The sequence below is a fragment of the Nocardia beijingensis NBRC 16342 genome, assembly GCF_001612785.1.
Taxonomy (GTDB): domain Bacteria; phylum Actinomycetota; class Actinomycetes; order Mycobacteriales; family Mycobacteriaceae; genus Nocardia; species Nocardia beijingensis.
Genome location: NZ_BDBC01000029.1, coordinates 1 through 20,044, shown reverse-complemented (window position 1 = coordinate 20,044; position 20,044 = coordinate 1). Strand labels below are relative to the sequence as shown.

20 protein-coding genes are annotated in these 20,044 nt (G+C 69.5%); 10 read left to right on the top strand and 10 right to left on the bottom strand.

Translation table 11 applies throughout. The annotated features are described in order from the left end of the window. Positions 1 to 5: 5 nt before the first annotated feature. Entirely contained in the window at positions 6 to 1,796 is a 1,791-nt protein-coding gene (locus NB3_RS17720) for a molybdopterin-dependent oxidoreductase (protein WP_157111840.1), read from the top strand. Between the two features lie 91 nt (positions 1,797 to 1,887). Continuing rightward, entirely contained in the window at positions 1,888 to 2,514 is a 627-nt protein-coding gene (locus NB3_RS17715; RefSeq protein WP_067804243.1) for a Uma2 family endonuclease, read from the top strand. 42 nt (positions 2,515 to 2,556) lie between these two features. On the opposite strand, the gene NB3_RS17710 is transcribed toward NB3_RS17715, so the two are convergent. The 3 genes from NB3_RS17710 to NB3_RS17700 form a co-directional block, all read right to left on the bottom strand. Continuing rightward, entirely contained in the window at positions 2,557 to 4,035 is a 1,479-nt protein-coding gene (locus NB3_RS17710) for a DHA2 family efflux MFS transporter permease subunit (protein ID WP_067804241.1), read from the bottom strand. Positions 4,036 to 4,045: 10 nt separating this feature from the next. Continuing rightward, the gene (locus NB3_RS17705) at positions 4,046 to 4,744 is read right to left on the bottom strand and encodes a PadR family transcriptional regulator (protein WP_084823442.1); all 699 of its coding nucleotides are present in this window, start codon (positions 4,742 to 4,744) and stop codon (positions 4,046 to 4,048) included. A 225-nt stretch (positions 4,745 to 4,969) separates the two neighbouring features. Continuing rightward, on the bottom strand, positions 4,970 to 5,857 hold the full coding sequence (locus tag NB3_RS17700) for a glycine betaine ABC transporter substrate-binding protein (protein ID WP_067804238.1): 888 nt from the start codon (positions 5,855 to 5,857) through the stop codon (positions 4,970 to 4,972). Positions 5,858 to 6,075: 218 nt separating this feature from the next. Between NB3_RS17700 and NB3_RS17695 the strand changes: the two genes are divergently transcribed. From NB3_RS17695 to NB3_RS17680, 4 genes are read left to right on the top strand one after another with little or no spacing between them, the layout of a single operon-like run. Continuing rightward, the gene (locus NB3_RS17695) at positions 6,076 to 6,960 is read left to right on the top strand and encodes an ABC transporter substrate-binding protein (RefSeq protein ID WP_157111851.1); all 885 of its coding nucleotides are present in this window, start codon (positions 6,076 to 6,078) and stop codon (positions 6,958 to 6,960) included. 13 nt (positions 6,961 to 6,973) lie between these two features. Continuing rightward, the gene (locus NB3_RS17690; RefSeq protein ID WP_067804235.1) at positions 6,974 to 8,122 is read left to right on the top strand and encodes an ABC transporter ATP-binding protein; all 1,149 of its coding nucleotides are present in this window, start codon (positions 6,974 to 6,976) and stop codon (positions 8,120 to 8,122) included. Positions 8,123 to 8,171: 49 nt separating this feature from the next. After that, positions 8,172 to 8,828: an ABC transporter permease gene (locus NB3_RS17685; protein WP_067804232.1), complete on the top strand. Its 657-nt coding sequence runs from the start codon at positions 8,172 to 8,174 to the stop codon at positions 8,826 to 8,828. Continuing rightward, positions 8,825 to 9,559 carry an ABC transporter permease gene (locus tag NB3_RS17680; RefSeq protein ID WP_067804579.1) on the top strand — a complete coding sequence of 245 codons (735 nt, stop codon included), beginning with the start codon at positions 8,825 to 8,827 and terminating at the stop codon, positions 9,557 to 9,559. Before NB3_RS17685 ends, NB3_RS17680 begins: the two co-directional genes overlap by 4 nt. Positions 9,560 to 9,687: 128 nt before the next feature. Here the strand turns inward: NB3_RS17680 and NB3_RS17675 are convergent, their stop codons facing one another. The 4 genes from NB3_RS17675 to NB3_RS17660 form a co-directional block, all read right to left on the bottom strand. Further along, positions 9,688 to 10,884: an NAD(P)-dependent malic enzyme gene (locus NB3_RS17675; RefSeq protein ID WP_067804229.1), complete on the bottom strand. Its 1,197-nt coding sequence runs from the start codon at positions 10,882 to 10,884 to the stop codon at positions 9,688 to 9,690. Between the two features lie 493 nt (positions 10,885 to 11,377). Then, complete coding sequence (locus tag NB3_RS17670; RefSeq protein WP_067804226.1) at positions 11,378 to 12,916, bottom strand: FAD-dependent oxidoreductase; 1,539 nt, start codon at positions 12,914 to 12,916, stop codon at positions 11,378 to 11,380. Positions 12,917 to 12,967: 51 nt separating this feature from the next. Next, positions 12,968 to 13,180: a hypothetical protein gene (locus NB3_RS17665; RefSeq protein ID WP_244891948.1), complete on the bottom strand. Its 213-nt coding sequence runs from the start codon at positions 13,178 to 13,180 to the stop codon at positions 12,968 to 12,970. Positions 13,181 to 13,230: 50 nt separating this feature from the next. After that, entirely contained in the window at positions 13,231 to 14,085 is an 855-nt protein-coding gene (locus NB3_RS17660; RefSeq protein ID WP_067804220.1) for a PHP domain-containing protein, read from the bottom strand. Between the two features lie 75 nt (positions 14,086 to 14,160). Here NB3_RS17660 and NB3_RS17655 point away from each other — a divergent pair, with 75 nt between their 5' ends. Then, a complete protein-coding gene (locus tag NB3_RS17655) occupies positions 14,161 to 15,252 on the top strand; it encodes a magnesium and cobalt transport protein CorA (protein ID WP_371855918.1) in 1,092 nt (363 codons plus the stop codon). A gap of 10 nt (positions 15,253 to 15,262) precedes the next feature. On the opposite strand, the gene NB3_RS17650 is transcribed toward NB3_RS17655, so the two are convergent. The 3 genes from NB3_RS17650 to NB3_RS17640 are packed head-to-tail and all read right to left on the bottom strand — an operon-like array spanning position 15,263 to position 17,308. Further along, entirely contained in the window at positions 15,263 to 15,844 is a 582-nt protein-coding gene (locus NB3_RS17650) for a suppressor of fused domain protein (RefSeq protein WP_084486324.1), read from the bottom strand. Between the two features lie 3 nt (positions 15,845 to 15,847). Further along, the gene (locus NB3_RS17645) at positions 15,848 to 16,339 is read right to left on the bottom strand and encodes a YflT domain-containing protein (protein WP_067804215.1); all 492 of its coding nucleotides are present in this window, start codon (positions 16,337 to 16,339) and stop codon (positions 15,848 to 15,850) included. Between the two features lie 12 nt (positions 16,340 to 16,351). Further along, complete coding sequence (locus NB3_RS17640; RefSeq protein ID WP_067804574.1) at positions 16,352 to 17,308, bottom strand: HpcH/HpaI aldolase/citrate lyase family protein; 957 nt, start codon at positions 17,306 to 17,308, stop codon at positions 16,352 to 16,354. A 63-nt stretch (positions 17,309 to 17,371) separates the two neighbouring features. Here NB3_RS17640 and NB3_RS17635 point away from each other — a divergent pair, with 63 nt between their 5' ends. From NB3_RS17635 to NB3_RS35910, 3 genes are all read left to right on the top strand, one after another. Then, the gene (locus NB3_RS17635; protein WP_067804212.1) at positions 17,372 to 18,652 is read left to right on the top strand and encodes a magnesium transporter MgtE N-terminal domain-containing protein; all 1,281 of its coding nucleotides are present in this window, start codon (positions 17,372 to 17,374) and stop codon (positions 18,650 to 18,652) included. 37 nt (positions 18,653 to 18,689) lie between these two features. Beyond that, on the top strand, positions 18,690 to 19,340 hold the full coding sequence (locus NB3_RS17630) for a DUF1003 domain-containing protein (protein ID WP_067804210.1): 651 nt from the start codon (positions 18,690 to 18,692) through the stop codon (positions 19,338 to 19,340). 84 nt (positions 19,341 to 19,424) lie between these two features. Beyond that, positions 19,425 to 20,044 (top strand): lysozyme family protein (locus tag NB3_RS35910; protein ID WP_503826327.1); only part of this gene is annotated, 620 nt, incomplete at its 3' end.

The following is a 20,044-nucleotide window of genomic DNA, read 5'->3' as shown; positions in this document are numbered from 1 at the left end:
ATGCCATGGCCGATCTGCGAGCGCGTGTGGTGGCCGGGATCGTCTCGGCGGGTCTCACGCTGGGCGTCGCCGAACTGCTCGCGGCCTTTCTCGGCCCGGACAGCGCGCCGCTGCACGTCCTCGGTTCGGCGGTGGTCGACCACACCCCTGATGGGGTGCGGGAATGGGCCATCACCACCTTCGGCACCGGCGACAAAGCCGCGCTGTACGTGATCATGGGCGTGATCGCCGTCTTGGTCGCCGCAGTGGCCGGAGCGATCGAGCGGACCACCCGCGCCGCCGGGTCGTGGTTGTTCGTGGTGTTCGGGGTGGTCACGGCATGGGCCGCAGTGGCGCGTACCGGACTGTCGGCCGCGTTGCCGACCGTCGTCGGCGTCGCTGTCGGCATCTACTCGCTGCGCGCGCTGACCCGTCGCATCGACGCGGCGGTCGACAAGTCGTCCGGGGAGAGGCAGGCCGGGGCGGCCTCGTCGGCGGCCGCCGCTCGGAACGTGTCCGCAGGTCCGGCTTCCGCCGGCGGAGATCACCCCGAGCACACCGACGCCGGGCAGGGCCAGGCGACCACCAACGCAGATTCGACCTCGCTACCGGGTCCACCGGCGCACCGGGCAAGCGCCGACCACCCTGCCGAGGGCGAAAGCCCCGCCGGTGCAGACGAACTCCGAAAGGCCGGGGCCGGATCAGCGAGTGCGACCTCGCCCGCGTCGGCCACAGGCACATCGGCGGCTCCGGAGCGCAGGCAAGTCTTGCGGGGGCTGCTGGTGGCCGGTGGGCTGGCGGCGGTCACGGGAATCGGCGGCCGGGTGATCGGCGCGCGCCGCGGCGACGTTTCCGGCGAACGAGCCGCGGTGCGGTTGCCGGAACCGTCGGCGCCCACCGAACCGATCCCGCCCGGCGTCGACCTCCGCGTACCCGGACTGACGCCGTATCTGACCGCGAACGACGACTTCTACCGGATCGACACCGCCCTGATCGTGCCGCAAGTGTCCAAGGACGGCTGGTCGCTGCGCATCTACGGCATGGTCGACCGCGAGATCCGGCTCAGCTGGGCGGATCTGGCGCTTCGTCCGGTGGAGGAACACCTGGTCACGCTGGCCTGCGTGTCGAATCCGGTGGGCGGCGACCTGATCGGCAACGCGCGCTGGCTCGGTTACCGCGTGGATCAACTGCTGGCCGAGGCGGGACCGCACCCCGACGCCGACATGGTCCTCTCGCACAGCGCCGACGGCTGGACCGCGGGCACGCCGCTGGCGGTGCTCACCGACGGACGCGACGCGCTGCTGGCGATCGGCATGAACGGCGAACCGCTCCCCGTGCAGCACGGTTACCCGGCCCGGCTGGTCGTGCCCGGTCTCTACGGCTACGTCTCGGCCACCAAATGGGTGACCGAACTGGAAGTCACCCGCTTCGACCGCGCCACCGCGTACTGGACCCGCCGCGGCTGGTCGGCACAAGGCCCGATCAAGACCGGCACCCGCATCGACACGCCCCGCGCCCGCGGCCGGCTCCAAGCGGGCCGCCTCCCCATCGCCGGAGTCGCGTGGGCACAGCATCGCGGTATCAGCGCCGTGGAGGTCCAGATCGACAACGGTCCCTGGCAACAGGCCCGCCTCGCCGACGAGCAATCCATCGACACCTGGCGCCAATGGGTCTTCGACTGGGACGCCACCCCCGGCCCGCACACCCTCCGCGCCCGCGCCACCGACGGCACCGGCGAAACCCAAACCGCCGAACGCCGCGACGTCATCCCCGACGGCGCGACCGGCTACCCCTCGGTCACGGTCAGCGTCGGTTGACCCGTCGGATGGTCGTGACAGGCAATAAACGCTCGTCAACCGGATAGGATCGGGCCGGCCCGGTAGTCGTCGGCCGTTCGAGGAGGGGGCCATGTCCGAGATCTTGGATTGGGCGCGAGAAGAGAACCTGCAGCCGGCGCCGATCACGTTGGAGATCTGGAAAAAACTTCCCGAGAATTTCTGCCGCTTGGTGGAGGTGGTGAACGGGGAAGCCGTTCGGGCGGAGGCGCCCACGAGGCCGCATCAGAAGTCGGCACGCCGGATCGCCGACTTCATCGAAACCGCTGCCGAAGCTTACGTCGGCCGATACAGCGGCGGCTGCTTGGCCGTCGATATGGATTTCGACGTGCTGCTCTGGGAGTTACCGAGGGTGACGATTCGGCGGCCGGACGTTGCGCTGTTCGAATGCGCCCCGCCGAAGCTTCGCCCACTGCCCGCCTCCATGGTCAAACTGGTAATCGAAGTCGTCTCACCGGGGACCGAGCGTGTGGACACGGCCGACAAACTCGCTGAGTACGCGCTGGCCGGGATCCCGTGGTACTGGATCGTCTGGCTGTCGGACAATTGCGTTGATTCGATCGAGATCTATGTACTCGACCATGTGCTCGGCCAGTACCGACTGCATATGAAGCTGGAGCCGAGCGATTCGCAGACGGTGATCGATGTGCCGATCGAAATCAAAATCGACTGGACGAGGCTGGGAGTGCTGGCACGCTGATGCCCGCCCGGAAGCGCTTCCCGGACGGGCATCAGCGGGAGTTCAGCTGCCGAGGTCGGCCTTGACCAATTTCTGCTCGGGTTGCGCGGGCGCGGACTCGCCGTGGCGGATGAACAGGAGCGAGGCGGCGACGCCGATGAGCAGGACGGCCGCGGGGAGCAGCGTGGATTGGCTCAGCGCGGTGCTGAAGGAATCCTTGACGAACTCCGGGAGCGGGCCCTGGCCCGCGCCGCCTTCGGCGACCGGACCGCCGCCGAGGCCGTTCGCCGTCAGCCGCGCCGCCACCAGGGCGCTGATCGCCGCGCTGCCGAGCACCGAGCCCACCTGGCGGGTGGTGTTGTAGACACCGGCGCCGGCGCCGGCCTGCTGGACGGGCAGGTTGTGTGTGGCGGTGGACGCCAGCGGAGCCCAGATGCAGGCGTTGGCGAAACCGGCCAGCGCCGCGGCCACCAGGAACCAGGCCAGCGACGAATCCGGCTTCATCAGCATCGAGAAGCAGAACACCGACAGCGCGAACAGCCCGAAGCCGATGGTGGGCACGATCCGCGGGTGCAGCCTGTCGGCGAACTTGCCGACCAGCGGGGCCGAGAAACCGGTGACGATCGCCATCGGCGCGAAGACCAGCGCGGACTTCGTCGGCGACATCTCCCGCACGGCCTGCAGGTAGAAGTACGTCGGCACCATCAGGGAGGTCACCGCCGCGCCCATCGCGGCGATCGCGGCGTTGGACAGCGCGAAATTGCGATCACGGAACAGGCTCAGCGGCAGCAACGGCTCGCCCGTGTTCCTGGCCTGATTGACCAGGAAGACCGCGAGCACCACCAGGCCGGCGCCGATCAGCAACCAGATCCGCAGCGACCAGTCGTAGGTGTTGCCCTCCTGGATGCCGAACACCAGCAGGAACATGCCCACGCCGCTGAGCAGCACGCCGGGGATGTCGAACTTGTGCTCGTGCGTCGGCAGGGCGGGCACCAGCCAGACCGCCAGCGCGAAGGCGACGACGCCGACCGGGACGTTCACGATGAAGATCCACTCCCAGCCGAGACCGTCCACCAGCACACCGCCGAGGATGGGGCCGACCAGCGTCGCCAGTCCCGCGACGCCGCCCCACAGACCCATGGCCGCGCCGCGCCGGTCCGGCGGGAAGGTCCTGGTGATCACGGCCATGGTCTGCGGCGTCATCAGCGCGGCGCCGACGCCCTGGGCGGCGCGCGCGGCGATCAGCATGCCGATGCTGCCGGACAGCCCGCACCACAGCGACGCCGCGGTGAACACCGCCAGGCCGATCAGATAGATGTTCTTGGGGCCGAATCGATCTCCCAGCCGTCCGGTGACCAGCAGCGGCACCGCGTAGGTGAGCAGGTAGGCGCTGGTCACCCAGATCACCTGGGAGATGTCGGCGTGCAAGTTGGTCATGATGGCCGGATTGGCGACCGCGACGATCGTCATGTCCAGCAGGATCATGAAGAAGCCGACGACCAGCGCGACCAGCGCCAGCCACGGATTGCGTTGGGTGGACATCAAATCGTTCCTAACTCGGATTGTCCGAAAATCTGCGTGCGGATTCCGCCACGGCGCCGGTCGGCGCCTGCGGCGTCACCGCGGAGTCGGCGGCAGGCTCGGCGCCGGAGCGCGCGCCGGTCACGGGGTCGAAGTCCTGCCACTCGAGTGCGCCGCTGGCCAATTCGTCGGTGAATCCCTTGACCCAGGTGAGTTCGGCGGTGAGCATCGCCCGCAGATACGGCAGGGAGATCCAGTAGCGGCGGGGGACGACGTGCTCTTCGGCCCACGCGCTCAACATGTCGGCGTCGGCCAGTTCGTTTTCCAGTACGGCGATGCGTTCGCGCAGCAGCGTGAGCGCCTCCGCCTTGGGCAGATTGTGCAACTCACCCAGCGCCAACGGGAAGATCGGGTACTCCGGAACGGGCCGCCGCACGATGTCGGCGATCCGGTTGCGCAGCGCTTCCCTGCCGCGCCCGGTGATCCGGTAGGTGGTGCGCTCGGGCCGGTTGCCCGCCCGGTCGACGCCCTCGGCGCGGACCAATTCCTGGTCGGCCAGGCGGGACACGGTGTGGTACAGCGAGCCGGGCCGTACCTTGACCAGCTTGTCCTCCCGCCGGGCGATCAGCGTCTGGAACATCTCGTACGGATGCATGGGCCGCTCCTCCAACAGCGCGAGCACGGCGATGGCCAACGGCGTCACCGATGGATACGCCTGCCCTTGCCCCATGCCTGATCACCTCCGTCATTCGTTCGTCTCGGCCTTCCGGCCCCGACATGCTCCACTCTAAATATTCCACGTGGAATATACGGCGTGGAACAGTCGGTGGACAAGACGTCACCCCCCGTGATGGGTCCCACAGTTCCCGGCCTCGCGTATCGCGTTCCCGATGTCCGGGCCTGTACACGACGAGAGGCCATCGAGATGTGAGTTCTCGATGGCCTCTACAGCGCGCTACAACGCGTGTTTGTCCAGCCAGGCGCGCGCGACCTCACTCGGCTCGGCGCCGTCGCGGATATCGCGGATCATGGCCGCCAGCTCGTCCGTGGTCAGCTCGCCTGCGACGTAGTTGAGCTTCTTGATCTCCCGCTGGTCGAGCAGTCCTTTGCGGAACAGCGGCAGCACGTTCTCGGCGCGCACGGCGTACTCGTCATCGGACAGCACGGCCAACCCGTCGGTCGCGCCGGGCGCGAGCGCGGGAGGACCGACGAGCAGACCGGCCTGAACCTTGCCGTCCAGCAGTGCTTTCCGCAGCGCTGCCGGATCCGGGAAGGCGACGGTGGCCGCGAAATCACACCCGGCGACGCGATCGCTCCCAGCCGACGGCAACAGGCCTGAGATGGACGCCACGCCGACGGTCGACCCGCCACAGCGGGGCCTGAGGTCGCCGACCGAACGCAGACCGTCCTGCGCCGCCGCCTGGGCGGTGACCAATACCCGCGGTCGCAGATCGGTGCCGTCGGCGAGATCGGAGACGACAAGGCCCTCGGGCAACGCGGCGCTCACCGCCTTCGCCACCTCCCCCGGCAGTCGCACCGTGGCGTGTTCGTCGAGATGGGCCAGCAGCGCGCCGGTGTGCTCGCCGACCACCTGGACCCGGTCCGCGTCGAGCGCGGCGAGGTACTCCGCGCGGCTGCCCAGTCCCGCGTCCACCGTGGTGCGCGCACCGGTGCGCGCCAGCGCCCCCGCGTAGATCTCGGCGAGGACCGAGGATTCGATCGAGTCGCCCGCGCCGACCGTGATCGAGCGCTGCGGCTCGTCGTTCCCGCAGGACACGACCAGCGCGACGGACGCGACGACCAGCAACCGAGCCAGCACCCGCTGTGACGCGGCCAACACCATCCGGCGACACCAACTCTCCGACGTCTCGACACGGCCAACAGGAAAACCCGGAAGCGGGCAGTATGGACACCCAGAATGTACCGGCGGCCGCTCGGTGCCGAGACCGCGCCCGCCGTCATGTCGGAAGGACTCTCGTGAAATCCACCCGCACCCCCGCCGCGCGCGTCGCATTGCGCGCGGCCCGCGTCCTCGCGGCCGCGACGGCCCTCGCCGTCGCCATGGCCATGTCCGCTTGTGGCGATTCCGATCCACTCGCCGCCGGCGGCAGCTGTTCGGGAGACGGATTGACCGTCGGTTCGGCGAATTTCCCCGAGTCCGAGACCATCGCCGAGATCTACGCGGAAGTGTTGCGCGCGAATGGTTTCAGTGTCGACACCAAAATGGGCATCGGCAGCCGGGAAGCCTATATCCCCGCGTTGCGGAAGTGCGCCATCTCGGTGATCCCCGAGTACACCGGCAATTTGCTGCAATACCTGGACAAGAACGCCACCGCCAGCAGCGCGGCCGACGTGCAGAGCGCGCTGGGCACAGCGCTCGGTTCCGATCTCGCGATCGGCACCCCCGCACCCGGGGAGGACTCGGACGCCGTCGTCGTCACCCGGGCCACCGCCCAGCGCTGGAACCTGAGCACCATCGCGGACCTGGCCGCGCACTCGGCCGAGGTGAAATTCGGCGCGCCCGCCGAATTCCAGGAGCGACCGGGCGGCCTGCCCGGCCTGAAGAAGAACTACGACCTCGATATCGCGGGGAACAATTTCGTGCCGATCGCCGACGGCGGCGGTCCCGCCACGGTGCGCGCGCTGGTCGAGGGCCAGGTGACCGCGGCCGATATCTTCACCACCTCACCCGCCATCCCGCAGAACGATCTCGTGGTGCTCGGCGACCCGAAGCACAACTTCCCCGCGCAGAACGTGGTGCCGCTGCTGAACGCGAGCAAGAAGTCCGACAAGGCGCTCGCGGCGCTGAACGCGGTGTCGGCGCAACTGACCACCGCCGAATTGATCAAGCTCAACGAGGCGGTCTCCGGCGCGGGAAAGACCGAGCCCAAGGCCGCCGCCGCGGCATGGGTGACCGCCAAGGGGCTGAACAAGCCGGTGGGCTAGAAAGGGAGATTCGGTGTCGGATATCGAATTCTCCGGTATCAGCAAGACCTATCCGGACGGCACGCACGCCGTCACCGACTTGGATCTGCGCATCGAGTCCGGATCGTTCACCGTCTTCGTCGGGCCCTCCGGCTGCGGTAAGACGACCTCGATGCGGATGATCAACCGCATGATCACGCCCAGCTCGGGGACGATCACCATTGCCGGACAGGACATCTCGACGGTCGATCCGGTGCGGCTTCGCCTCGGGATCGGGTACGTCATCCAGAGCGGCGGCCTGCTGCCGCACCGGACGGTCGTCGACAATGTCGCCACCGTGCCGGTGCTGCGCGGTGACTCCCGCCGGGCCGCACGAGCCGCGGCGCTCGAGGTGCTCGACCGGGTCGGCTTGGACCGTTCGCTGGCCCGGCGGTACCCGGCGCAGCTGTCGGGTGGTCAGCAGCAGCGCGTCGGCGTGGCGCGCGCACTCGCCGCGGACCCACCGGTCCTGCTGATGGACGAGCCGTTCAGCGCCGTCGACCCCGTGGTGCGCGCCGAATTGCAGGTCGAGATGCAAAGGCTGCAAGCGGAACTGCACAAGACCATCGTGTTCGTCACCCACGACATCGATGAGGCGATCACGCTCGGCGATCGGGTGGCGGTGTTCGGGCGCGGCGGGGTGCTCCAGCAGTACGACGCGCCGCAGCGCGTGCTCGCTCAGCCCGCAACCGATTTCGTCGCCGACTTCGTCGGCCGGGACCGCGGTTACCGCGGGTTGTCGTTCCGGTCCGCGAAGGACGTTCCGCTGCACGAGATCCGGACGGCTGTGGCGGACCAGGTGCGCGAGCTGCGGCTGGACGCGGGCGAGTGGGTGCTGGTGGTGGACGCCCACGGTAAGCCGATCGGCTGGATGGACGTCACCGGCGTCGAAGGGTTCCGCGCGGGCCGCGCACTGGCCGACAGCATGTCGGCGGGCGGTTCGCTGTTCACCCCGTCCAGTGATCTGCGGCAGGCGCTGGACGCCGCGATCTCCTCGCCGTCGGGAATCGGCGTCGCCGTCGACAGCGGCGGCGCGGTGCGCGGCGGAGTGCTGGCCACCGAGGTGCTCGAGCAGCTGGCCGGACAGCGCGCCCAGGAAGACGCCGAACGCAACCGGCATTTCTTCGAGGAACGAGTGCGGTGAACGGCCGCGAACCGCACGCGGTCGTGCGCGACGGAACACGGGGAGCGGCATGAGGTACCTGGTCGCGAACTTCTCGGAGATCATGGGGATCACCGCTACCCACCTCTATCTCGCCCTGGCGCCACTGCTGCTGGCCCTGGTGATCGCGATCCCGGTCGGCGCGCTGGTGCGGCGGGCGGCGTGGCTGCGCCGGGTCACGGTGACCGGCGCGAGCCTGGCCTACACCGTCCCGTCGCTGGCGCTGTTCGTGATCATTCCTCCGCTGGTCGGCACCTCGGCCATCGACCCGCTGAACGTGATCATCGCGCTCACCGTCTACTCCACGGCGCTGCTGGTGATCGCGGTCCCCGCGGCGCTGGATTCGGTGCCCGCCACGGTGCTCGACGCGGCCGACGCGGTGGGCTACGGCCCGCTGCGCCGCACGCTCACCGTGGACATGCCGCTGGCCGTGCCGGTCTTCGTGTCCAGTCTGCGGGTGGTTGTGGTGACCAATATCGCGATGGTGTCGGTCGGCGCGCTGATCGGCGTCGGCGGGCTCGGCAAACTGTTCACCCAGGGCTATCAGCGCGATTACCCGGACGAGATTGTGGCGGGCATCGTCGTGACGCTCGTGCTCGCGCTGGTCGCCGACCGAGTGATGTACATGCTCGGCCGCTGGTCGACGCCTTGGGTGCGCGCGGACGCCAGGACGAAAGGCGGTTCGTGAACCTCTTCCTTGACGCCTGGCACTATTTCACCGACGGCGCCAACTGGAGCGGCCCATCGGGCATCGGGACCCGAATCGTCCAGCACCTCTGGTACAGCTTTCTGACCGTCGCCGTCTCCGCGGTGATCGCGGTGCCGCTCGGCCTGGTCATCGGCCACACCCGGCGCGGAGCGGCGGTGCTGGTCGGCTTCGCCAACGCCATGCGCGCGCTGCCGACCCTCGGCCTGCTGACCTTCCTGGTGCTGCTGCTCGGCCTCGGCCTGATACCGCCGCTGCTGGCGCTGATCACCGTCGGCATCCCCCCGCTGCTCGCGGGCGCCTACGCCGGAATCGCCAACGTCCCCGCCGACGTCGTCGACGCCTCGCGCGCCATGGGCATGACCGAACGGCAGATCCTGTTCCGCGTGGAGGTGCCCAACGCGCTGCCCATCCTGCTCACCGGGCTGCGCGGCGCGACGCTGCAAGTGGTGGCCACCGCGACGATCGCCGCCTACGTCAACCTCGGCGGCTTGGGCCGCTACATCTTCGACGGCATCAGCCTCTACCGCTACGACCGGGTACTCGTGGGCGCGCTGCTGGTGGCGGTGCTGGCGATGCTGCTGGACGGCCTGCTGGCCGTCGCGGTGTGGGCCAGCGCGCCGGGCGTGGACCGCTTCCGCCGGGCGAACCGAGTCGCGCATCCACCAGCGGCTCCACTGCCGGACGCGGACGAAGCAACCGCACCCGACTAGCCGGCGCAACGTTCGGCCATCGGTGGGGAGGAGCGCCGATGTCTGCCCCGGATCCAGTCAGGCGCGGCACGGCAAAGGGCGCCCGTTCGTGGTCGAATGGGCGCCCTTCGGCTTGTCGTGCGCTCGCGTTACGCGACGCCCTCGGCGCGGGCGGCGGCGGCGACCGCTTCGGCGACGGCCGGAGCGACGCGCGGGTCCAGCGGGCTCGGCACGATCTTGTCCGGGCCGAGTTCGTCGGCGACGACGCTGAGGATGGCGTCGGCGGCGGCGATCTTCATGCCCTCGGTGATCCGGCGGGCGCCCGCGTCCAGCGCGCCCTTGAAGACACCGGGGAACGCGAGCACGTTGTTGATCTGGTTCGGGAAATCGCTGCGGCCGGTGGCCACGATCGCGGCGTACCTGCGCGCCACCTCGGGGTGGATCTCCGGGTCCGGGTTGGACATGGCGAACACGATCGCCTCCGGCGCCATCGATGCGATGAGCTCCTCGGCGATCAGACCGGCGGACAAGCCGAGGAACACGTCGGCACCCGCCAGCGCCTCCGCCGCGCCGCCGGTGAGGCCGCGCGGGTTGGTGCGGGTGGCCAACTCGGCCTTCACCTCGTTGAGATCGCCGCGCTCGGCGCCGACGATGCCCTTCGAGTCGAGCACGGTCACGTCGCGGACACCGGCGGCCAGCAGGATGTTCGTGCAGGCGACACCGGCGGCGCCCGCGCCGGACACCACGACCTTGAGGCCCTCGATGCCACGGCCCTGCACCTTGGCCGCGCCGTTGAGCGCCGCGAGCACCACGATGGCGGTGCCGTGCTGGTCGTCGTGCATCACCGGGCAGTCGAGCGCCTCGATGACACGCCTCTCGATCTCGAAGCAGCGCGGCGCGGAGATGTCCTCCAGGTTCACCGCGCCGAAGCTCGGCCGCAGGCGGATCAGCGTCTCGACGATCTCGTCGACATCCTTGGTGTCCAACACGATCGGGATCGAATCCAGCCCGGCGAACTTCTTGAACAGGGCCGCCTTGCCCTCCATCACCGGCAGTGAGGCGCGCGGGCCGATGTCGCCGAGGCCCAGCACGGCGGTGCCGTCGCTGACCACGACCACGAGCCGATCGGTCCAGGTGTAGCGCTTGGCCAGCGCCTCGTCCTCCGCGATCGCGCGGCTGACCTGGGCGACGCCAGGGGTGTAGGCGATCGACAGATCGCGCTGGGTCTCCAGGGGAGCACTGAGTTCGACCGAGAGCTTGCCGCCGAGATGTCCCGCGAAAATTTCGTCGTTGGTGATTTCGGAAAGGCTTGCGGTGGCATTCGGTGCGTCAGTCACAGGTGACACGATTTCACTCCTGCTCGGGTCGGGCTAAACCGGGGGACGGTTACCACCGGGTAATGGGTATAAGTGTTTTCACTACGCTCATCGGGTGCGCTGACCGGCGTGTTTCGAGCGGCTGCGAGTAAGCGACGCGACTTGCCGATATCTCGATGACGGGCGCGGCACTGATCCGCGAAGCAGAACCGGGCGGGTGGGCCCGGACAGAACATGCGGTGTGATCTCGCGGGTCGCGACGGTACGTCGGCGAGGCGGAGATCTCCGTGATTCCCTCACCCGGCGGTGGCGGAGGCAAGGAATCCGACACATTCTGCCAGTCCGGTGGGCAAGTTGCCAAACCGGTTTCCCCCTGGGCCGTGTCGCGCTCCATCACCCAACGTTAGGGGGCGGGAATTACCTCCAGGTAAGCGGAAACTCCCCGTTCAGCAGCCGCGTGCGGTGAGCGATCGCACCGCGCGGGGCGGCGAGGGTGTGAGCGCGAGAGCGCGGCGACGCACCCTCAGGCGACGATATCGCGAGCTTGCTCCGGCATGGTCCGCGGCGTGTCCTGGCGCACCCACACCTCACGCACGCCGCCGGAGGTCAGCCGCACCCGCCAGGTGTCGGACGCGCCGGGATGATCGGTTCTGCGGTGCATGCCGCGGCTCTCGGCGCGCGACAACGCGCTGTATTTCGTCCAGCGCGCCACCGCGAGCAGCGCGGCGGCCTGCCGGGCCAGCAGCAGGTCGGCGCCGCTGCCGCCGAGGTCGAATTCCGCTCCCGGCCACATGCCGTCGAGTTCGGCGATGCTGTCGCGCAGGCTGCCCGCGCTGCGCCAGTAGCTGCGCCGCAGCGGCAAGGTGTGCTCCTGCACGAGGCCGATCACCGCCCTCGGGTCGATCCGCGCCACGGCGTCGAGTCCCGCCCCCGGCACCTCGCGGGCGGGAGCGCGCCGGTCCGCGGTCCTGGCGAACTTCGCCGCGCCCGCGCCCGCCCAGACGCCGGAGGCGATCGCCCACGCCGCGCTCAGTCCGCCGAACCCGCTCACCGCGCCGGTGATCGGCTCGCGACTGACCACGTCGCCAGCGGCGAACAGGCCCGCGACGGTGGTCGCGCACTCCGGTCCGGTGACGCGCAGCCCGCCGGTGCCGCGCACGGTGCCCTCCAGCACGGCGCGCAGCGGCACCCGTTCGGCGCGGTCGACGAAGCCGTGGCGGGCCAGCCGGGAGCGCAGGGCGAGCGGTACGTCGTCCAGGGCGGCAAACACCCGCTGACCGTCGGCGATGGCCGCGAGCGCCGCCGAGCGATGCCCGGACAACTCCGCGCCGGATTCGTCGTAGAGCGGCGCGAATCGCAAAGCGAGGCTACGCAGCGCGGCCGGGTCGGCTTTCCCCGGCGGAATCAGGCTGTAGGCGCAAGAGAACTCCATGCCGGACAGCTCGGCGCCCGCTTCCACGGCGAACAACAAGCCGTCGCCGGTGTCCACGTCGGTGCCCGCGGCGCCGGACAGGAACGCGCAGCCCCCGGTGGCGACCACGACCGCGCCCGCACGCACGGTCCAGCGCCGGAACCCGTCCTGGGAGCGAAGTCCGGTGGCGCCGCGCACCACACCGTCGCGGTCGGCCAGCAGTCGCAGCGCCGGGTGATGATCGAATACGCGCACCCCGGCTTCCCGGGCCGCGCGGCGCAGTCGCCGCAGGTAACGGCCGCCGTCCAGATAGCTGTGCCGGGCCGGACGCGCCGGGTCACCGGTGATGCGATAACCCCATCTGGCCAATTGCTCGATCCGCTGATGGGTCTCCTCGAGCACGCGGTGCATCCAGTCCGGATCACCCAGTGCGCCGCCGTGCGCGTGCGCGCGCCGCACCGCTTCGTCGCGCGCCGGGCCGGGCGGGAGGTGCGACAGGGGGATCGCGCCGTACGCCGTCGGCCCGCTCGACCCACAGCGCGCCTTGTCGACGAGCACGACGGCGGCGCCGGCCGCGGCGGCGGAGACGGCCGCCCAGGCACCGGCGGGACCACCGCCGATTACCAGTACGTCCGTCTCGAGTTCGGTCATAAAGAAAAATGTTCGGGCACAATTCATCGCCCCGCAACCAATACTCGGGGATCAGCTCCACCATTGCGTCCACAGCAATAGTCCAGCAGCCAGAAAAACGATCATCGATCCGGCAAACGCGGCCGAACCACGATGCCGGTCCGAATAGATCTGCGCTACGAGGGCGACCACCGCTGCCGCCACATGCCAGGCGACCGATTCGCCGCCGGGGCCGGGAAAGCCGCGCCGCTGCGCGACGACCTCGGCGCCGACCACGATCAGCATGCCCACCACGGTGCCACCGGCGACGAGGCCGCTGAGGCCGCGCACGAGTCTCACGAGGCGATCACCGGAACGCCGGAGGCCTTGCCGGCCAGCTTCTCGAATTGCGCCGGATCGGTGGTGAACTCGCCGAGCCTGATGGTCTTGTTGGCGCCGTGGTAGTCGGACGAACCGGTGGTGAGCAGGCCCAATTCCGCGGCGAGATCGGTGAGCAGCGCGCGGTCGGCCGCCGAGTGGTCCGGGTGCGCGATCTCGAGACCGCCGAGGCCGAGGGCGGCCAGCTCCCTGATGTCGTCGAGGGCGAGCAGCCTGCCGCGCTTACGCGCCCTGGTGTGCGCGAGCACGCTGACACCGCCCGCCGTGGCGATCATCTGCACCGCGCGACGCAGCGGGGTGTCGGCCTTCTCGGCGTAGTAGGGGCCGTGCGGGGCGAGCAATTCGTCGAACGCGGCGTCCACGCTGGGAACCACGCCCGCGGCGACCAGCGCGCGGGCCAGATGCGGGCGCCCGGCCGACGGCCCTGCCGAGGCCAGCACCGCGTCGGGATCGATCGGCAGTCCATCGGCCGCCATCCGCTCGGCCATGGCGCGCAGCCGTTCCACCCGTTCGGCGCGCAGCCGCTCGCGTTCCTCGGCGAAGCCGCGATGGGTCGGATCGAACAGGTAGGCCAGCAAATGTACGGGCACCGGCCAGCCGTCCTCCCCGAGGCCGACGCAGGACATCTCCATGCCGCGGACCAGCGTCATGCCCTTCGGCAGCGCGTCGACCGCTTCCGCCCAGCCGGCGGTGGTGTCGTGATCGGTGATCGCGACCACGTCCAGGCCCGCGGCGGCCGCGTTCCGCACGAGTTCCGCCGGCGTGTCGGTGCCGTCGGACGCGGTCGAATGGGTATGCAGGTCGATGCGCACGCCTTCAAGTCTTACAGTGCGGCGACGTCGTCCCGCACGCGCAGGCGAAGTTCCCGCAGGCCGCCGCGACGTAGCATCGTCAGCGTGCCGTCCTTTTCCCCGCTCTCGTCCTTTCGTGGATCCGGCCGGACGCCGTCGCAGCCACAGCAGCGGTTCCTCCCGGTTCCGACGGCGCAAGCGATCGTCGACTGCGCGGTGTACGTGGACGGCAAACGCCTGCCAGGCCGGTTCACCCACAAGGCGGCGCTCGCGCGCGCCCGTGAGGAGCCGAACGGATTCGTCTGGGTTGGCCTGCACGATCCCGACGACACCCAGATGAACGACATCGCCGAGACGTTCGGCCTGCACCAGCTGGCCACCGAGCACGCCCTGCAACGGCACCAGCGGCCGAAGCTGGAGCGTTACGACGATTCGCTGCTGCTGGTGCTGCGCACGGTCAGCTATGTCCCGCACGAGATGAACAGCATCAGCGAGATCGTGGAGACCGGCGAGATCATCGTGTTCACCGGCCCCGATTTCGTCGTCGCCGTCCGGCACGGTGAGCACTCGGGGCTGGCCGAGGTACGCAAGGCCCTCGAGGAGGATCCGGCGCAGCTGGCGCTCGGACCGGGCGCGGTGCTGCACGCGATCGCCGACCGGATCGTGGACTCCTACATCGATGTGGCCCAGTCGGTCGAGAACGACATCGATGAGATGGAAGAGGAGATCTTCACCCCGCGCAGCAAAGTCACGGTGGAATCCATCTACCAGCTCAAACGGGAGGTGGTCGAGCTGCGGCGCGCGGTGAACCCGCTGGCCGCGCCGCTGGAGCTGCTCAGTCACAAACCGGATCTGCCGGTGCCCAAGGAGGTCAGGCGCTATCTGCGCGACGTCGCCGAGCATCACGCCGCCGTGGCCGAGCGCATCAACGATTTCGACGAGGCGCTCAGCGCGCTGATCAGCGCCGCGCTGGCCCGCATCGGCGTGCAGCAGAACACCGACATGCGCAAGATCTCCGCCTGGGTGGCGATCGCGGCCGTGCCGACGATGATCGCGGGCATCTACGGGATGAACTTCGACCACATGCCCGAACTGCACCAGGTGTGGGGCTATCCCATGGTGTGGGTGCTCATCCTCGCCATCTGCACCGGCCTGTTCTTCACCTTCCGCCGCAACAAGTGGCTGTAGCCGCCCGGCATCACAAGCTGGCGGCGCCGCGCCTCGGGTCGCGCACGTCGATGCCCGCCTCCTGCCACGCGTCCCGCAACGCCTGCGCGCCACGCACCCGCACCCACGCCGCCTCGGTCGCGGTCACCGGCGTCACCGCGAAGTAGCGCACCGGCTCGGCCGGGTCGGGCAGCGGCACCTCGGGAATGTCGCTGTCGCCGAGCAGAACCGCGGTGAACGGCGCGTCGCGCCACATCGGCTCGCCCAGGTCGAGCAGCGCGTCGGCTTGCAGCACAACGCCTTCCACCACCGGCGCCGCGGCCAGCACGCCGAGCGACTTGGCCAGGCCGGAACTGGCGCCGACACCAGCACGCAACGTCAGCACGAGTTCCGCGCGCGGCCCACGCAGCGGATCGGCGTGCACCGCGGTGGGATCGCCCATGGGGTGCCTGCTGCCGCCCAGCGTCGCGTAGTGCACCAGGTCGCCCGCGACGATGCGCAGGATCTCGATCGGCTCCAAGCCGAGAAAAGTCACCGACGCGGCGTCGACGCTCGCCGCGTCCACGCCGAAATGGCCCAGCACCTCGGTGCGGACCGTCTCCAGCACCTCCATGCGTCAGATCGCCAACCGTGCGAGCATGTCCCGTGCCTGTTCGGCCGACTTCGGATCGCACAGCACGTCGTAACGGCCCGCCACCAATTGCATGGTGGACGCGAAATCGCGCTGGCCCCTGGTCGCCGCGTACGGGATCGAGGTCGAGATCAGGCCGAAGATGATGCCGCCGACCAAGCCGACGAGCAGCGGACCGAGGGCGCCGCTGGTGGTGAACAGGCTCAGCAGCAGACCGAGGAACAGGCCGAGCCAAGCGCCGGACACCACGCCGCCGCCGATCACCTTGCCCCAGGTCAGCCGATAGAGAACCCGCTCGACCTGCATCAGGTCGACGCCGACGATGGTCACGTCCTGCACCGGGAACTGGTTGTCGGCCAGATAGTCGACCGCCTTCTGCGCCTCGGCGTAGGTCGGGTAGGAGCCGACCGGCCAGCCCGAGGGAGGCGTCGGGAGAGCCTGTCGCGCACGGCTCGAGTTCCCCAAGGGATTCGTCATGGTTCCATTCTGCTATTCCGACGCATCCCGCGGTGGTGTGAAACGCGTGGTGCGCGTCATGCCGGCGGCGCGGCCCTTTTCCGCGATCACCTGGGCCATCTTGGCGCTGGCCTCGTCGATCATCTCGTCGCCGAGCATCACCGCGCCGCGCGCGCCGCCCGCCGCCGAGGTGTGGAAGGCGTAGGCGTCGAGGATCTCCTCGGCCCGGTCGTAGTCTGATTGCCGCGGGCTGAAGATCTCGTTCGCCGCCTCGATCTGGCCGGGGTGCAGCACCCATTTGCCGTCGAAGCCGAGCGCGGCCGTGCGCGCGGCGGCCCTCCGGAAGCCCTCCACGTCCCGGATCTGCAGGTACGGGCCGTCGATCGCCTGGAGGCCGTGAGCACGGGCGGCGAGCAGGATGGTCATCAGGATGTGGTGGTAGGCGTCGCCGGTGTCGTAGCCCTCCGGCTGCTCGCCGACCACCAGGGTGCGCATGTTGATGCTGGCCATGAAGTCCGCCGGGCCGAAGACCAGGGTCTGCACCCTGGGGCTCGCGGTGGCGATCGCGTCGATGTTGCGCAACCCGAGCGCGTTCTCGATCTGCGGCTCGATGCCGATCCGGCCCACCTCCAAGCCGCAGGACTTCTCCAGCTGGGTCAGCAGCAGATCCAGCGCGCGCACCTGGCCCGCGTCGGTCACCTTGGGCAGCAGGATCGCGTCCAGCCGCGCGCCCGCGCCCTCGACCACGGAAATGACGTCGGCGTAGGTCCATTCGGTGGTCCAGTCGTTGACCCTGACCACGCGCAGCTGCGTTCCCCATCCGGAGTCGTTCAGCGCCGCGACGATGTTCGCCCGCGCCTCGGCCTTCGCGACCGGGGCGACCGCGTCCTCCAGATCGAGGAACACCTCGTCGACGGGCAGCGTCTTGGCCTTCTCGATCATCTTCGGGTTGCTGCCGGGGCAGGCGAGCACCGAGCGGCGCGGCTTCATGATCACTCCCGTCGATCGTGGCGGGATGCGAACACCCGCCCGCGAACATCTAGCCTTGGCAGCATGGCAGCTACCAGGGTGTACGTCGCCAGGCTGGCCGGTTTGGCGGTACTGGGACCGGACGGGGAGTCTATCGGCCGGATTCGGGACGTCGTCGTGGCCGTCCGATCCGACCGTCAGCAGCCACGGGTACACGGCTTGGTCGTCGAATTGCCCACCCGGCGGCGAATTTTCGTGCCGATCCTGCGGATCACCGCGATCGAGCCCGGCGTGGTCACCCTGAACACGGGAACGGTCAGCCTGCGACGTTTCACCCAGCGACCGGGCGAGATGCTCGCTCTGGCGCAGATCGTCGACTCGGTGGTGCGGGTCGACGACCCGGACCTGCCCGACCTCGCCGGCGTGGACGTCCACGTGGCCGATCTCGGCATCGAACAGACCCGTTCCAGGGACTGGCTGGTCAGCAGGGTCGCCGTGCGCGGGCACCGCAGGCTCGGCCGCAGGCGCGCGGTGCACGTGGTGGACTGGAGCAGGGTGTCCGGTCTGACGCCGTACGAGATCGGCAGGCCGGGACAGGACGTCACCCAGCTGCTCGAAGGGTTCGAGGGCATGCGCGCGGCCGATGTGGCGCAGCAGCTGCGCGAGCTGCCGGAGAAGCGGCGCATCGAGGTGGCCGTCGCGCTGGACGACGAACGCCTGGCCGACGTGGTGCAGGAACTGCCCGACGACGAACAGGTCGACCTGCTCGGTCACCTCGAGGTGCGCAGGGCCGCCGACGTGCTGGAGGCGATGGACCCCGACGACGCCGCCGACCTGCTCGGCGAACTGCCCGAGGGCGAGGCCGAATCGCTGCTGGCGCTGATGGACCCGCAGGAGTCCGAGCCGGTGCGCAGGCTGCTCGAGCACTCGCCGTACAGCGCGGGCGGCCTGATGACGCCGAAGCCGGTCATCCTGACGCCGTCGACGACGGTGGCCGAAGCGCTGGCGCGGGTGCGCAACCCCGACCTCACCCCCGCGCTGGCCTCCATGGTGTTCGTGGTCCGTCCGCCCACCGCCACGCCGACCGGCCGCTACCTCGGTTCGGTGCACATCCAGCAATTGCTGCGCGAGCCACCCGCCCACCTGGTCGGCGGCATTATCGACACCGATCTGTCGCCGCTGCGCCCCGAACTGCCCTTGGCCGCGGTGACCCGGTACTTCGCGACCTACAACCTGGTCTGCGGACCGGTGGTGGACGCGGAGAACCACCTGCTCGGCGCGGTCAGCGTCGACGACGTCCTCGACCACCTGCTGCCCGAGGACTGGCGCGACCAGGAAGAGACCGACGAGCGGGGCGGAGCGTGAGCCCGCACCGCCCCGCGCACGCCCGAAAGGACACACCGTGAGCGAGAACGACCCGGGCGCGCGGCTCGGTCACAGCAGGGCCCGCCAACGGCTGGAGACGCCGGTGGAAAGCCGGTTCCGATTCGAGTGGGACGCCGAGGCTTTGGCCCGCAGCAGCGAACGGGTGGCCCGATTCTTAGGGACCGGTCGGTATTTGGCAGTGCAGACGATCGTGGTACTGGTCTGGATCGCGGTGAACGTCTTCGTGGTCGCGCTGCGCTGGGACCCGTACCCGTTCATCCTGCTCAACCTGGCGTTCTCCACCCAGGCCGCCTACGCGGCGCCGCTGATCCTGCTGGCGCAGAACCGGCAGGACAACCGGGACCGGGTCGCCTTGGAGGAGGACCGGGTGCGGGCCGCTCAGACCAAGGCGGACACCGAGTTTCTGGCCCGTGAACTCGCCTCGCTGCGCATCGCGGTCGGCGAAGTGGCCACCCGCGATTACCTGCGCCGGGAATTGGAAGAGCTGAAAGGCATTCTGGACCGAATCGAGTCGGCGGAATCCCCGGATCAGGAGGGCAGGGCGGAAAGCGGCGGAAAGGTCGCCCGCAAGAAAAGCTCCGGCAGAAAGCCCGCTCCAGCAGGGGTTTCACCGTCGATAAGCCCTGATCAACCGGAAATACCGAATAAGGACCTGACCGGTGGGTAACCTGGACAACGTTGTCCAGAGCGGCCTGGGCAGGGGATGTCCCGGACGGCCGCTCCCACGACGTCGAGGATTGGGTGTGGCCGAATGCGTGTATCTGCTCCGATAACGGTCTCGGCTTTGGTTGTTGCTGGTGTGGTGGTGAGTGGTTCGGGGGTGCAGTCGCCGGTGGGGGTGTCGGCGCCGCGGGCGCCGGAGGTGTTGGCGGCGGCGGAGAGTGCGCAGTCGCGGGTGGTGGGGTTGTTGCCGGTGGCGGCGGAGGGGCCGCGGCGGTTGCGGGCGGTGACGCCGGGGGTGGCGCCGTTCGGGGGTGTGGTGCCGGTGCAGGAGTTTTCGTTGCCTGCGGTGGGGGGTGCGTTGGGGATTCCGGAGGTGGTGTTGGCGGCGTATCGGAATGCGGAGTTGGCGTTGGGGTCTTCGGTGCCGGGGTGTGGGTTGTCGTGGAGTTTGCTGGCGGGGATCGGTCGGATCGAGTCGGGGCATGCGGGGGGTGGGCGGACGGATGCGGCGGGGACGACGGTGACGCCGATTTTCGGTCCGGCGTTGGATGGGAGTTTGCCGGGCAACGAGGTGATCAAGGCGGCGGATGGGGGGTTTGTCCGGGCGGTGGGTCCGATGCAGTTCTTGCCGGGGACGTGGGGGGTGTATGGGGCGGATGGTAATGGGGACGGGGTGGCCGATCCGCATAATGTGTTCGATGCGGCGTT